A 12,665-nucleotide genomic window follows, 5' to 3' on the forward strand; every position below is an offset into this window, starting at 1 on the left:
CCGGTGGGGGCTATCTCTTCCGCCGGGCCGTGCCGAACAGCGAGCGGGTGATCTCGCGGCCGATCTGGGTGCCGACGGAACGCGCCAGGGACTTGAACATGCCGCTGCCGACGACCTGTTGGACCATCGACTCGTCCTCCTTGGCCGGAGCCTTCTTCGCCGCCGCCTTCGGTGTCTCGGCGGGTGCCGGTCGTGCCTCCGAGAGCTTCTCGTAGGCCGACTCTCTGTCCACAGCCTGTGCGTAACGGCCGTACAGGGACGAGGACTTGACCGCCTGGTCGAGGACGGCCGGGTCGATCGGGCCCATCAGGGACTCGGGGGCGCGGAGGCGGGTGACGGCCACGGGGGTGGGGGCGCCGTTCTCGCTCAGGACCGTGACGACGGCCTCCCCTGTTCCGAGGCCCGTCAGGATCTCCTCCAGGTCGTAGGCGGAGTTCGGGAAGGTCTTCACGGTGGCCTTCAGGGCCTTCTGGTCGTCCGGGGTGAAGGCGCGCAGCGCGTGCTGGACGCGGTTGCCGAGCTGGGCCAGGACGTCGCCGGGGACGTCCTTCGGGGTCTGGGTCACGAAGAAGACGCCGACCCCTTTCGAGCGAATCAGCCGGACGGTCTGCGTGATGGAGTCGAGGAAGGCCTTCGAGGCGTCGTTGAAGAGCAGATGCGCCTCGTCGAAGAAGAAGACGAGCTTCGGCTTGTCGGCGTCGCCGACCTCGGGGAGGTCGTGGAAGAGGTCGGCCAGCAGCCACATCAGGAAGGTCGAGAAGAGCTGCGGTTTGTCCTGGACGGCGGGGAGTTCGAGGACGGAGACCATGCCCCGGCCGTCGGTCGCCGTGCGCAGCAGCTCGCTGGTGTCGAACTCCGGCTCGCCGAAGAAGTCGGCCATGCCCTGCGCCTCGAAGGCGGTGAGGGAGCGGAGGATCACGCCGGCCGTGGCGGTGGACAGGCCGCCGATGTTCTTCAGCTCCGGCTTGCCCTCGTCCGAGGTCAGGAAGGTGACGACGGCCCGCAGGTCCTTGAGGTCGATCAGCTCCAGGCCCTTGGTGTCGGCGTAGTGGAAGATCAGGCCGAGGGACTGCTCCTGGGTCTGGTTGAGCTGGAGCACCTTGGAGAGCAGCACCGGTCCGAAGCCGGTGATCGTGGCGCGGACGGGGATGCCGTGGCCGATGCCGCCGAGGGCGTAGAACTCGGCGGGGAAGCCGGTCGCCGTCCACTGCTGCCCGACCTCGGCCGCCCGCCCCGCGACCTTGTCGTTCGCCGTGCCCGGCGCCGAGATCCCCGACACATCGCCCTTCACGTCCGCGAGGAACACGGGCACGCCCTGCGCCGAGAGCTGCTCGGCGATGAGCTGGAGCGTCTTGGTCTTGCCGGTGCCGGTGGCGCCCGCGACCAGGCCGTGGCGGTTGAGCATGGGGAGGGGGATGCGGATCTGCGCGTCGGGGAGAGGGGCCCCGTCCCAGAGGAGGGCGCCCAGATCGAGTGCGGGTCCTGTGAAGGCGTACCCGGCGGCGATCGTCTCGCTGTCACTCATATCAGGCCTCGGTTCCCTTTTTGCCCGGCTTTGCGGCATCTTTTCCAGCGTCGCACTCCGTCTCCATGGCTGCGCCCGGAACGTCATGACCGGTAGGCTTTCCGTGTGATCTTCAAGCGCATCGGAAACGGCCGGCCGTACCCCGACCACGGCCGGGAAAGCACCCGGCAGTGGGCGGATGTCGCGCCGCGCCCGGTCCGCCTCGATCAGCTCGTGACGACCAAGGGCCAGCTCGACCTGGAAACCCTCCTCGCCGAGGACTCGACCTTCTACGGCGACCTCTTCGCGCACGTCGTGAAGTGGCAGGGCGACCTGTACCTGGAGGACGGCCTGCACCGCGCCGTCCGCGCCGCGCTCCAGCAACGGCAGGTGCTCCACGCGCGCGTCCTTGAGTTGGACTGACCCACTCCGGTAGACCGTTGACCCTTTCGGGTTGGTCTCGGCGCTGTCGAATGATCATCTAGTAGGCATCGTCGCCCGGGCGCACTACGCTGCGCTCATGAGCATGCTGACTCCCCCAGGCATGGGCGGCCAGTACCGGATCACGGGGGACAAATACCCGCGCATGCGCCGTCCGCGGCGTCGCGGGCGGCTCGTCCTCATGGTGGTCGCGTCCGTCGCCGTGGTCGGTGTGGGCGGGTGGGGCACGTTGCAGCTCATCGACGTCTTCACCGGTGGCGGCAAGCAGGCCGCGGCGGCCGGTCCCAAGGCGGACTGCGCGTCCAAGGTGAGCCCCTCGCCCCGTACGAACGCCGCCGTCCCGAAGCCCGCCCAGATCACCGTGAACGTCTACAACGCCACGCCCCGCAGCGGCCTCGCCAAGTCGACCGCCGACGAACTCCAGAAGCGCGGCTTCAAGATCGGGGACGTCGGCAACGCGACCGCGCAGTTCGACAAGAAGGTCAAGGGCACCGGCATACTGCTCGGCCCCGCCGCCTCCCTCGACACCTCGCTGCCCGTCCTCGCCACCCAGCTCACCGGCGCCGAGCGCCGCACCGAGCCCACCCGCAAGGGCACCGCCGTCGACCTGATCATCGGCACCGCCTTCAAGGACCTCACGGCGAAGGCCGCCGCCGACAAGGCCCTGGCCGCGCTGAGCGGACCGGCACCGACGGCGAGTTCCTCACCGAAGGCGTGCTCGTAGCCGTACGGCAGCACACACGCAGATTCCCGTACAGCAGGTAAGAGCCGTACGGGAATCGGGTGTTGAACCAGTGCTACTCCGCGGCGCCGTACAGCCGGTCGCCCGCGTCGCCGAGGCCCGGGACGATGTAGCCGTGCTCGTTCAGGCGCTCGTCGACCGAGGCCGTCACTACCGTCACCGGGGTGCCCGCGAGCTCGCGCTCCATGACCTCGACGCCCTCGGGGGCGGCGAGCAGGACCACGGCCGTCACGTCGTCCGCGCCGCGCTTGATCAGTTCGCGGATCGCCGCGACCAGGGTGCCGCCGGTGGCCAGCATCGGGTCCAGGACGTACACCTGGCGGCCGGAGAGGTCCTCCGGCATGCGCGTGGCGTACGTCGAGGCCTGGAGCGTCTCCTCGTTGCGCACCATGCCCATGAAGCCGACCTCGGCCGAGGGCAGCAGCCGGACCATGCCGTCCAGCATGCCGAGGCCGGCCCGCAGGATCGGCACCACCAGAGGGCGCGGGTAGGACAGCTTGACGCCGGTGGTCGCGGCGACCGGCGTCGTGATGTCGACCTGTTCGGTGCGCACATCGCGCGTGGCCTCGTAGGCGAGCAGGGTGACCAGCTCGTCGGCCAGGCGGCGGAAGGTCGCGGAGTCGGTGCGCTGGTCGCGCAGCGTGGTGAGCTTGTGGGCGACCAGGGGGTGGTCGACGACGTGGAGACGCATGTCCACAACAGTAGCCGGGCCCCGCGGCTGCCGCGGCCCCGCTCCGGCCCGCCGCGACGCCGCCCCCACCGGCCACGATTCCGCCCGCACTGGCATCAAACCGCCCGTCCGGGGGAAAGTGGGAGGGACGGACCGGGGTGGTGAGCCGATGCCTGACCGTGAGTCCCGAGAGGACCCGTCGCAGCACGAGAGCCGGGAGACCGATGCCGAGCGCAGACGGCGCCGGGCACAGTTCCTGCGCGAACTGACCGAGGCCCGTGAGCTGCGCGACCGCGTCCAGCCCCGCCGCGCCAAGGCCGCCCGGCTGCGCCACGCCATGCGTATGCGGACCTTCCGCTGGTAGTTGAGGCCTGTCTCACAGGACCTTGTAAGGCCAACCGGGTGCGTGCGCACGGCGATCGCCGCGTACGATCCCGCTGGTGGTCGATCAAACACGGGCGGACACAGGGAGCCGAAGACGTCCCCTGAACGCCTTGTTTCTGCCACGATTCCGAGTGGGTGGGGCTCGGAGCACGAGCTCTCCCCGCCCGTAACCTCCGCCGGGGGGACCCCCAACCGGCACGCCTAAGACCAGTGGGAGAGTCACGGTGTACTTCGCCGCACTGCTCGCGCGCACCGAAGACGGGTGGGAAGCGAGCGACACAGAGCTCGACGATGTCGAGAGCCTGTCGGATCTGGCCGAACTGGCCCGTGAAGCCTCGCCCGAGGACGACACGGTGCTGGTGCTCATCGAGCAGGAGGACGCCTGGTTCGGCGTCGTCCGCATCGACGGCGAGGACGACCCCCGGATCTACGTCTCGGACGCAGCTGCGGCAGCCCGCAGCTCGTACGGCGAGATCCTGCTCACGGACGAGCTGCTCGGGAGGGATCCGGACGCCGACGACGTCGTCGATCTGGACTCCCTCGACCTCGACGGCACCGAGGACGGTGACTCCGAGGAGGACGACGACGAGGACGGCACCTCGGCCGAGGCCGTTCCGCACAGCCCGGTCGGGGACAGCCAGATCCTCGACGACCTGGGCGTCGGCGAGAAGGAGCTGCGCCAACTCGACGCCGACGACGCGCTGAGCGCCATCGCCGAGGCCCTGGGGGCCTCGGAGGTCCTGGAGACCGTCCGCTGACCACAGCACGCGCAGAAGGGTCTCGGGACCCGGTACGCGACCGCTGGCGGGCCGCGATGCGGCTCGCCCTGGACGAGGCCGGAGCCGCCGCCCTGGGCGGCGACGTCCCGGTCGGCGCGGTCGTACTGTCCCCGGACGGTACGACCGTGCTCGCCACCGGCCACAACGAACGCGAGGCCACCGGCGATCCGACGGCGCACGCCGAGGTCCTCGCGATCCGCAGGGCCGCCGCTCACCTCGGTGAGTGGCGGCTGTCCGGCTGCACGCTCGTCGTCACCCTCGAACCCTGCACGATGTGCGCGGGCGCGCTCGTGCAGTCCCGGGTCGACCGGGTCGTCTACGGCGCCCGCGACGAGAAGGCCGGCGCGGCCGGCTCGCTCTTCGACGTCGTACGCGACCGGCGGCTCAACCACCGCCCCGAGGTGATCGGGGACGTCCTCGCGGACGAATGCGCGCACGTCCTCACGGAGTTCTTCCGGGACCGGTAGCAGGGCCCTTGGCGGGCCGCCGATTACCGATTTCAAACCACGCCCCACCTTGTTGTAAGGTCTCTCTCGGTAGCGTGTCCGAGCGGCCGAAGGAGCTCGCCTCGAAAGCGAGTGTGGCGCAAGTCACCGAGGGTTCAAATCCCTCCGCTACCGCTTCTGGAGGGCCCCGTCGAAAGACGGGGCCCTTCGTGCGTAGATCCAAAAACGGCCGTGAAGGTTAAACTCACCGCCGGCAACAGGGGCCCACGGGCACGTACGTCACAGGGGGAGGCCGCGATGGCGGTGAACGCGAAGAAGATCGCTGTCTATGTGCTCGTGGTCTTCGCGCTGTACGTGATCATCACCAAGCCCGCCAAGGCGGCCGACTACGTCCAGATAGGCTTCGAGGGCATATCGGACGCCGCGAAGGCCATCGGCGACTTCATGACCTGGCTGGCCGACGGGGCGCACTAGCCGACCACCCGGGAGCGTGCAGATGATCCGCCACCTCGTCCTCTTCAAGCTCAACGAGGGCGTCCGGCGCGACGACCCGCGGGTGGTGGCGGGCGTCGAGGCCTTCCGCCCGCTCGGCGACCTGATCGAGGACCTGCGCTCCTGGGAGCTGGGCTGGAACATCAGCGACCGCCCCATCGCCTACGACTTCGCGATCAACTCCTCGGCCGACGACGCCGACGCCCTGAAGCGGTACGTCGAACACCCCGCGCACCAGGCGGGCGTCGCGCTGTGGCGCGAGTTCGCGACCTGGGTGATCGCCGACTACGAAGTCTGAGCCCGCCCCCCCTCTTCCAACAGCCCTCCGCCGAAACGGCGGAGGGCTGTCGTGCGTCCTATCCACCAATTTGCCCCTCAACACGGCGTAACGCAGTGATATGCGGTGCTTGCACACAGTGCACATGTGTTGTGATGCTATGACCGCTATTGACGGATGAGTTGACCGATTGAGTTGACCGATGAAGAGGTGGCGTTGACCGTGTCGGCCAGTACTGCGCCGCCCCAGGAAGTCACGGAAGTCACGGAAGCCCCGCCGGCCGCACCCCGCAGCCGCGGTGCCGACACCCGGGCCCTCACCCAGGTGCTGTTCGGCCAGCTCAAGGGGCTCCAGCCGGGCACGCCGGAGCACAACCGGGTGCGCGGGGCGCTCATCGAGGCCAATCTCCCGCTCGTGCGCTACGCCGCCGCCCGCTTCCGCTCCCGGAACGAGCCGATGGAGGACGTCGTCCAGGTCGGCACCATCGGTCTGATCAACGCCATCGACCGCTTCGACCCGGACCGGGGCGTGCAGTTCCCCACGTTCGCGATGCCGACCGTCATCGGCGAGATCAAGCGCTACTTCCGCGACAACGTCCGCACGGTCCATGTGCCGCGCCGGCTGCACGAGTTGTGGGTGCAGGTCAACGCGGCGACCGAGGATCTGACGACCGCCTTCGGGCGCACTCCGAGCACCGCCGAGATCGCCGAGCGGCTGCGGATCGGCGAGGACGAGGTGCTGTCCTGCATCGAGGCCGGCCGCTCGTACCACGCGACCTCCCTGGAGGCCGCCCAGGAGGGCGACGGACTGCCCGGCCTGCTGGACCGGCTCGGCTACGAGGACCCGGCCCTGGACGGCGTGGAACACCGCGACCTCGTCCGGCACCTGCTCGTCCAACTCCCCGAGCGCGAACAGCGGATCCTGCTCCTGCGCTACTACAGCAATCTCACCCAGTCGCAGATCAGCGCGGAACTCGGCGTCTCCCAGATGCATGTCTCACGGCTACTCGCCCGTAGCTTCCAGCGACTGCGCTCCGCGAACCGCATCGAGGCCTGACCGAAAGCGTGAGCGATCTGTCACCGTTAAGAACGAATCGCTCATCAGGGCGCTTCCCGTCAGTTCTGCCCTGAAAAACCGTCAGACCCCCTTTTTCCAGGGCTGATTCGTAACAGACAAGTCGACATGTCACTACAGCGTGTTGCCGACATGTGACATTCTGCGGGAAGCGCGTTTGCCGTGGCCCAGGCTCCGGTATTCAGGTGAAGGCACCGCTCCCCCGACGGGGGCGATCGCCGCGACCGTCCCGCGACCCAAAGGGGGTGGCATGTCCGCAGACCAGGGCAGCTCGAAGGTGCTCACGCTCACCAAGAGCGAGGCTGAGCCCGCACTCGACGCCGTTACGGTCCTCGAGGCCGTACCCGCCGTACCGGCCCCGGCCCTCCCGACCACGGGAGCCATCGACACCCGCACCCTGTCCCGCTCCCTCTTCCTGCGGCTCGCCGCACTCGACGAGAACAGCCCCGAGCGCGGTTACGTCAGGGACACCCTCATCGAGCTCAACCTCCCGCTGGTGCGTTACGCCGCCGCGCGTTTCCGCTCCCGCAACGAGCCGATGGAGGACATCGTCCAGGTCGGCACGATCGGCCTGATCAAGGCGATCGACCGGTTCGACTGCGAGCGCGGGGTGGAGTTCCCGACGTTCGCGATGCCGACCGTCGTGGGCGAGATCAAGCGCTTCTTCCGCGACACGTCGTGGTCGGTGCGGGTCCCGCGGCGCCTCCAGGAGCTGCGGCTGGCCCTCACCAAGGCCAGCGACGAGCTCTCCCAGAAGCTGGACCGGTCGCCGACCGTCCCCGAACTCGCCGCGGTCCTGGGCGTGTCCGAGGAGGACGTCGTCGACGGCCTCGCGGTCGGCAACGCGTACACGGCCTCCTCGCTCGACTCCCCGGCCCCCGAGGACGACGGCGGCGAGGGCTCGCTGGCGGACCGCCTCGGCTACGAGGACACGGCCCTGGAGGGCGTGGAGTACCGGGAGTCGCTCAAGCCCCTCCTGGCCAAACTCCCGCCCCGGGAACGCCGGATCATCATGCTGCGCTTCTTCGCCAACATGACCCAGTCGCAGATCGGCGAGGAGGTCGGCATCTCCCAGATGCACGTCTCCCGCCTCCTCACGCGCACCCTGTCCACCCTGCGCGAGGGCCTCATCTCCGACTGAGGGTTCCTATTTGACGGAGTGTCAGCCACCATGGCGCGATGCTTCGTCCGACATGGCCAACTGGCCGCCGAGGCGCCCTCCTGGGTGCGTCGGCGGCCGCGGTCTGCGCAACACTGACCGCGTGCGGCGCCGGCGACTCCACCGCCGGTTACGCGGCGGTCGGCCCACCCCGACCACCATCCGCCACGACGACCGGCCCGACCGGAAGCGTCACGCTGATACCGCTCGACGACCCCAAGTCGCCCGCCGGCAGCGAGACTTCGGAGACGGAAACAGGGACCACACCAGGACCGGCGTCCAGCACCCCCACCCCCGCCTCTCCACCCTCAGGCGCCAAGTCCGGGGGGAGCGGCGCACATTCACCGTCCTCGCCCCCGACGGCCGCTCCTACGACGACTCCGGCCGCCCTCAGTTGGGGCGCCCCCGCACGCAGGGCCACGGACCACCGCTGGTGCGAGGACGTGACCCTGGCCTTCCACAACTCCGGTGGCACGGCGGTCCGTTCGGGCACGGTGACCCTCGGGACACACATCATCGGGGCCCTCGGAATCGACTGGGCGACGATCGACTCCACGGAGCAATTGCCGGTACCGATCGCGGCCGACGCGCACACGGAGAAGACCTGGACGGTGTGTGTCGACGCGTGGCGGGTCCCGCTGGGTATGCACATCGAGACGCGTGACGTGTCGGTCGAGTGGCTCTAGGCGGCGGCCCCCCAGCCAACGATCGATAGGCTCCTCGCCATGGACGTAAAGGTGGAGATCGCGCGCGAGGCGACTGCCGAACTCGTGGACGCGTTCGGCCAGTTGCTGCCGCAGTTGTCCTCGACGGCGGAGCCCCTCGACAGGGTCGCGGTCGAGCGGCTGGTCTCGTCCGCGACGAACACGGTGCTGGTGGCGCGGGCGGAGGGCATGGTCGTCGGCACGCTGACGCTGGTGCTGTTCCCGGTGCCGTCCGGGTTGCGCGGGCGCGTAGAGGACGTGGTCGTCGACGCCGCTGCCCGGGGCCGGGGAATCGCCGCCCTGCTGACCAACGAAGCGCTGCGGATCGCCCGGGAGGCCGGCGCCCGCACCGTCGATCTCACCTCGCGCCCCGACCGCACCGCGGCCAACCGGCTGTACGAGCGGCTGGGCTTCCGGGCCCGGGAGTCGACGGTCTACCGGTTCGCCCTGGAGCCGACCCGGTAGCCGCCCGAGACGCGCGGTCGGCTTTACATCATCGCCAGGTACACCACCGCCGCCACGACCAGTACGGCGGCGACGACGCCGGCGATCAGGCCGATGCGGGGTCCGGCGGGAGCGGCGGCCTGCTGCTGGCGGCCGCCCTGGGGGGTCTCGTCGACGAAGGCACGGAACATCTGGGTGCTGCCGGCGGGGTCGTAGTTGCCCTCGGGGCCCTGGGTGTTTGCCATGGGCCGAGACACTAGCGAATCCCCGGGGGACACCCAAGTGCGGGGCCTCGCGCAGCCGTTCTCACCTGTGGATTTACTTTCGGCAATGCTTGCCTTTGCCAACTTTTTATGCCAGACCCACCCCATTTTATTTGCCTGTAGCAACCAACCTCTCTTATGGTTGCCCCAAGCAACGAACGTGAACATGGAAGGCAGGGGAGGTGTGATGGCCGAGCGGGCGCAGTACGAGGAGCTGATGCGTCAGTTCAGCGCCTTCGGCGCCGTACGCAGGGAGCTGGGACGGATCCTGCCGTCCGACTGCCCCAGCGGCTCCGCGGCCGTGCTGACCCTGCTCGGCCGGCACGGCGCCATGCGCATGAGCAGGCTCGCCGAGCTGCTCGCCGTGGACATGTCCGTGACCAGCCGCCATGTCGCGCACGTCGCCGACCGGGGCTGGATCGAACGGTCCGCCGACCCCACGGACAAGCGCTCCCGCATCCTGCGCCTCACCCCCGGCGGCCAGGTCCGGCTCGACGAACTCTCCCGCCGTACCGCCCAGTTGCTCGCCGACCGGCTGAGCGACTGGAGCGACGAGGAGGTCGGACAGCTGATCCGGCTGATGGGCCGGCTCCGGGACGACTTCGGCGACTGCCGTACGCACCCGGCCCAGCCCCCGCCCGTCGAATCCCCCCACTCCCCCCACCTCGAACTCGAACACACCACCCGTACACCCGCATAAGCACGGAAGAAAAGGAAGCCCATGGCAACGACCACACCAGCCGGTGTGCGGGCTCACGCCAAGCACGGAGGGGGTTCCCCCGCGGCCTCCGACGGCGCTCCGATGACGCACCGGCAGATCATGGAGGCGCTCTCCGGGCTGCTGCTCGGCCTGTTCGCCGCGATCATCTCGTCGACGATCGTCACCAACGCCCTGCCGACGATCATCGGCAGCCTGGGCGGCGGCCAGGAGGCCTACACCTGGGTCGTCACCGCGGCCCTGCTCTCCATGACGGCCTCGGTGCCGCTCTGGGGCAAGATGGCGGACCTGGTCAGCAAGAAGGCCCTGGTCCAGATATCCCTGGTCATCTACATCATCGGCTCGGTCGTCGCCGGCCTCGCGCAGAACCCGGCGATGCTGATCGGCGCCCGCGTGATCCAGGGCCTCGGCGCCGGCGGTCTCTCCGCCCTCGTCCAGGTCGTGATGGCCGCGATGATCTCCCCGCGCGAGCGCGGCCGGTACTCCGGCTATACCGGCGCCACCTTCGCGGTCGCGACCGTCGGCGGTCCGCTGCTCGGCGGTGTGATCACCGACACCTCGTGGCTCGGCTGGCGCTACTGCCTGTTCGTCGGCATCCCCTTCGCGCTGATCGCGCTGGTCGTGCTCCAGAAGACGCTGCACCTCCCGGTCACGAAGCGGAAGGTCAAGGTCGACTGGGCCGGTGCCTTCTTCATCACCGCCGCCGCCTCGCTGCTGCTGCTCTGGGTGACCTTCGCCGACGACAAGTACGACTGGCTGTCGTGGCAGACGTACACGATGGTGGGCGGCACGTTCGTGCTGGCGCTGCTGTTCGTGTTCACCGAGACCCGGGCGAGCGAGCCGATCATCCCGCTGCGCCTGTTCCGCAACCGCACCGTCTCCCTCGCCTCGCTGGCCTCGCTGTTCGTCGGCGTCGGCATGTACTCGGGCACGGTCTTCTTCTCCCAGTACTTCCAGCTGGCCCGCGACAAGTCCCCGACGATGTCCGGCGTCATGACGATCCCGATGATCGGCGGCCTGTTCGTCGCGTCGATGGTCTCCGGCCGCTTCATCACCAGGACCGGCCGCTGGAAGGGCTGGCTGGTCGCCGGCGGTCTCTTCCTCACCGCGGGCTTGGGCCTGCTCGGCCTGATGCGCTACGACACCCCGTACTGGGAACTGTCCATCTACATGGCCCTGTTGGGCATCGGCGTCGGCACGATGATGCAGAACCTGGTCCTCTCCACGCAGAACCAGGTCACCCCGAAGGACCTCGGCGCCGCCTCCTCCACGGTGAGCTTCTTCCGCTCGCTCGGCGGCGCGGTCGGCGTCGGCGTGCTCGGCTCGGTGATGTCCGGCCGGATCACGCACTACGCCAAGGACACCATCACCTCCCTGGACCCGCAGTCCCAGGCCGCCGCCGCGAAGGCCGTCGGCAGCAGCTCGCTCCCCGACATGGACTCCCTCCCGAGCACGGTCCGCACCTGGCTGGAGGGCGCCTACGGCCACGGAATCGCCGACGTGTTCCTCTACGCGGCCCCCTTCGCGCTCGTCGCCTTCGTCGTCGTGATGTTCATCAAGGAGGTCCCGCTGCGGACGTCCGGCGGACTGGCCCAGGCCGCGGAGGAAGCGGCGGGCGTGCTGGACGCGGCCGAGGTTCCCGCACCGGCAGCGGAGAAGATCCCCGGCTGGGCCGCCGCTTCCGAGACTCAGACCGGTGCCGTAGCCACGGTGACCAGGGAGAAGATCGCACCCGTGACCACATCCGCCTCCACTTCCGTGTCCGGTGGGATTCCCGTCCGCGGCTTCGTCCGCGGCGCCGAGAGCGCGCCCGTCCCGCAGGCCGCCGTGACCCTGATCTCCCTCGGGGGACGCCAGTTGGGCCGTTCGGTCACCCAGGCGGACGGCTCCTACGCGCTGGACGCGCCGAGCGTCGGCTCGTACGTCCTGATCGCCTCAGCCGACGGCTTCCAGCCGCAGGCGTCGACGGTCGTCGTCAACGGCAGCGACCCGGTGTCGTACGACGTTCTCCTCAGCGGTACCAGCGGCCTCAACGGGCTTGTCCGGGCGGCCGATTCGGGGCAGCCGGTCAAGGACGCGATGGTGATCGTGACCGATGTGCGCGGGGATCTGCTGTCCACCGGAACCACGGGGGAGCAGGGCGAGTTCGCGTTCGCCGAGCTGGTGCCGGGGGCGGTGACCGTCGCGGTGAACGCCGACGGGTTCCGGCCGCGCGCCCTGCCCGTCGAGGTCGGCGGCACCGGTGTCACCCGGGTCGAGATCGACCTCGACTCCGGCGCCCAGGTCCTGGGCGTGGTCCGCGCCCCGCACGGCCCGCTGGCCGACGCACGGGTGACCCTCGTGGACGCGGCGGGCAACGTGGTCGGCACCGCCACCACCGGTTCGGACGGGGCGTACGCCTTCACCGACCTGAGCGGCGGCGAGTACACGGTGATCGCGACGGGCTACCCGCCGGTCGCCACCGCCCTCACGCTGAACGGCGGCGGAGCCGACGGCCACGACATCGAACTCGCCCACCCCGGCGAGTAGTTGACACCCCGGTCTGCGCAACGTGTCCCGAGCGGAGGC

16 protein-coding genes and 1 tRNA gene are annotated in these 12,665 nt (G+C 69.6%); 14 read left to right on the forward strand and 3 right to left on the reverse strand.

From position 1 onward, the window contains the following. Positions 1 to 10 precede the first annotated feature (10 nt). Positions 11 to 1,525, reverse strand: a complete 1,515-nt coding sequence (locus ACQHII_RS23550; RefSeq protein WP_427921164.1) for a helicase HerA-like domain-containing protein — start codon at positions 1,523 to 1,525, stop codon at positions 11 to 13. Between the two features lie 105 nt (positions 1,526 to 1,630). Between ACQHII_RS23550 and ACQHII_RS23555 the strand changes: the two genes are divergently transcribed. Together ACQHII_RS23555 and ACQHII_RS23560 are read left to right on the forward strand one after the other, a co-directional pair. Next, on the forward strand, positions 1,631 to 1,927 hold the full coding sequence (locus ACQHII_RS23555) for a type II toxin-antitoxin system VapB family antitoxin (RefSeq protein ID WP_003999914.1): 297 nt from the start codon (positions 1,631 to 1,633) through the stop codon (positions 1,925 to 1,927). A 121-nt stretch (positions 1,928 to 2,048) separates the two neighbouring features. Further along, on the forward strand, positions 2,049 to 2,669 hold the full coding sequence (locus ACQHII_RS23560) for a LytR C-terminal domain-containing protein (protein ID WP_427925395.1): 621 nt from the start codon (positions 2,049 to 2,051) through the stop codon (positions 2,667 to 2,669). 73 nt (positions 2,670 to 2,742) lie between these two features. Here ACQHII_RS23560 and upp read toward each other — a convergent pair whose 3' ends face one another. Next, on the reverse strand, positions 2,743 to 3,378 hold the full coding sequence (gene upp / locus ACQHII_RS23565) for a uracil phosphoribosyltransferase (RefSeq protein ID WP_019073299.1): 636 nt from the start codon (positions 3,376 to 3,378) through the stop codon (positions 2,743 to 2,745). Positions 3,379 to 3,526: 148 nt separating this feature from the next. Between upp and ACQHII_RS23570 the strand changes: the two genes are divergently transcribed. The 10 genes from ACQHII_RS23570 (at position 3,527) to ACQHII_RS23615 (ending at position 9,137) form a co-directional block, all read left to right on the forward strand. Then, a complete protein-coding gene (locus tag ACQHII_RS23570; protein ID WP_019073298.1) occupies positions 3,527 to 3,721 on the forward strand; it encodes a hypothetical protein in 195 nt (64 codons plus the stop codon). 244 nt (positions 3,722 to 3,965) lie between these two features. Next, entirely contained in the window at positions 3,966 to 4,499 is a 534-nt protein-coding gene (locus tag ACQHII_RS23575) for a hypothetical protein (RefSeq protein ID WP_427921165.1), read from the forward strand. A gap of 56 nt (positions 4,500 to 4,555) precedes the next feature. Continuing rightward, entirely contained in the window at positions 4,556 to 4,987 is a 432-nt protein-coding gene (tadA, locus tag ACQHII_RS23580; protein ID WP_427921166.1) for a tRNA adenosine(34) deaminase TadA, read from the forward strand. A gap of 68 nt (positions 4,988 to 5,055) precedes the next feature. After that, positions 5,056 to 5,140: transfer RNA gene (locus ACQHII_RS23585), tRNA-Ser, on the forward strand. 123 nt (positions 5,141 to 5,263) lie between these two features. Next, positions 5,264 to 5,440, forward strand: a complete 177-nt coding sequence (locus ACQHII_RS23590; RefSeq protein ID WP_200715918.1) for a hypothetical protein — start codon at positions 5,264 to 5,266, stop codon at positions 5,438 to 5,440. Positions 5,441 to 5,462: 22 nt separating this feature from the next. After that, the gene (locus ACQHII_RS23595; protein ID WP_427921167.1) at positions 5,463 to 5,756 is read left to right on the forward strand and encodes a Dabb family protein; all 294 of its coding nucleotides are present in this window, start codon (positions 5,463 to 5,465) and stop codon (positions 5,754 to 5,756) included. Between the two features lie 189 nt (positions 5,757 to 5,945). Then, positions 5,946 to 6,791 (forward strand): RNA polymerase sigma factor SigF, encoded by an 846-nt coding sequence (locus ACQHII_RS23600; protein ID WP_019073293.1) that lies wholly within the window; start codon positions 5,946 to 5,948, stop codon positions 6,789 to 6,791. Positions 6,792 to 7,059: 268 nt separating this feature from the next. Beyond that, positions 7,060 to 7,950 carry an RNA polymerase sigma factor SigF gene (locus tag ACQHII_RS23605; RefSeq protein ID WP_019073292.1) on the forward strand — a complete coding sequence of 297 codons (891 nt, stop codon included), beginning with the start codon at positions 7,060 to 7,062 and terminating at the stop codon, positions 7,948 to 7,950. A 38-nt stretch (positions 7,951 to 7,988) separates the two neighbouring features. After that, a complete protein-coding gene (locus ACQHII_RS23610; RefSeq protein ID WP_427921168.1) occupies positions 7,989 to 8,654 on the forward strand; it encodes a hypothetical protein in 666 nt (221 codons plus the stop codon). A gap of 39 nt (positions 8,655 to 8,693) precedes the next feature. Next, positions 8,694 to 9,137, forward strand: coding sequence for a GNAT family N-acetyltransferase (locus ACQHII_RS23615; RefSeq protein ID WP_427921169.1), 444 nt, complete (start codon positions 8,694 to 8,696; stop codon positions 9,135 to 9,137). Between the two features lie 23 nt (positions 9,138 to 9,160). Here ACQHII_RS23615 and ACQHII_RS23620 read toward each other — a convergent pair whose 3' ends face one another. Then, positions 9,161 to 9,361, reverse strand: coding sequence for a hypothetical protein (locus tag ACQHII_RS23620; RefSeq protein ID WP_019073288.1), 201 nt, complete (start codon positions 9,359 to 9,361; stop codon positions 9,161 to 9,163). Between the two features lie 205 nt (positions 9,362 to 9,566). Here ACQHII_RS23620 and ACQHII_RS23625 point away from each other — a divergent pair, with 205 nt between their 5' ends. Continuing rightward, positions 9,567 to 10,079 (forward strand): MarR family winged helix-turn-helix transcriptional regulator, encoded by a 513-nt coding sequence (locus tag ACQHII_RS23625; protein ID WP_427925396.1) that lies wholly within the window; start codon positions 9,567 to 9,569, stop codon positions 10,077 to 10,079. 21 nt (positions 10,080 to 10,100) lie between these two features. Next, entirely contained in the window at positions 10,101 to 12,626 is a 2,526-nt protein-coding gene (locus tag ACQHII_RS23630) for an MFS transporter (protein ID WP_427921170.1), read from the forward strand. The last annotated feature ends 39 nt before the right edge of the window (positions 12,627 to 12,665 follow it).

Source organism: Streptomyces sp. cg40 (assembly GCF_050320165.1).
GTDB lineage: Bacteria > Actinomycetota > Actinomycetes > Streptomycetales > Streptomycetaceae > Streptomyces > Streptomyces hokutonensis.

What these genes read in the sequence shown, in the direction of transcription:
- ACQHII_RS23590 (WP_200715918.1), top strand. Translation starts at nt 5,264, where the DNA reads ATGGCGGTGAACGCGAAGAAGATCGCTGTCTATGTGCTCGTGGTCTTC.
- ACQHII_RS23560 (WP_427925395.1), top strand. Translation starts at nt 2,049, where the DNA reads ATGGGCGGCCAGTACCGGATCACGGGGGACAAATACCCGCGCATGCGC.
- ACQHII_RS23620 (WP_019073288.1), bottom strand. Translation starts at nt 9,361, where the DNA reads ATGGCAAACACCCAGGGCCCCGAGGGCAACTACGACCCCGCCGGCAGC.
- ACQHII_RS23595 (WP_427921167.1), top strand. Translation starts at nt 5,463, where the DNA reads ATGATCCGCCACCTCGTCCTCTTCAAGCTCAACGAGGGCGTCCGGCGC.
- ACQHII_RS23605 (WP_019073292.1), top strand. Translation starts at nt 7,060, where the DNA reads ATGTCCGCAGACCAGGGCAGCTCGAAGGTGCTCACGCTCACCAAGAGC.
- ACQHII_RS23550 (WP_427921164.1), bottom strand. Translation starts at nt 1,525, where the DNA reads ATGAGTGACAGCGAGACGATCGCCGCCGGGTACGCCTTCACAGGACCC.
- ACQHII_RS23610 (WP_427921168.1), top strand. Translation starts at nt 7,989, where the DNA reads ATGCTTCGTCCGACATGGCCAACTGGCCGCCGAGGCGCCCTCCTGGGT.
- upp (WP_019073299.1), bottom strand. Translation starts at nt 3,378, where the DNA reads ATGCGTCTCCACGTCGTCGACCACCCCCTGGTCGCCCACAAGCTCACC.
- tadA (WP_427921166.1), top strand. Translation starts at nt 4,556, where the DNA reads ATGCGGCTCGCCCTGGACGAGGCCGGAGCCGCCGCCCTGGGCGGCGAC.
- ACQHII_RS23615 (WP_427921169.1), top strand. Translation starts at nt 8,694, where the DNA reads ATGGACGTAAAGGTGGAGATCGCGCGCGAGGCGACTGCCGAACTCGTG.
- ACQHII_RS23630 (WP_427921170.1), top strand. Translation starts at nt 10,101, where the DNA reads ATGGCAACGACCACACCAGCCGGTGTGCGGGCTCACGCCAAGCACGGA.
- ACQHII_RS23570 (WP_019073298.1), top strand. Translation starts at nt 3,527, where the DNA reads ATGCCTGACCGTGAGTCCCGAGAGGACCCGTCGCAGCACGAGAGCCGG.
- ACQHII_RS23625 (WP_427925396.1), top strand. Translation starts at nt 9,567, where the DNA reads ATGGCCGAGCGGGCGCAGTACGAGGAGCTGATGCGTCAGTTCAGCGCC.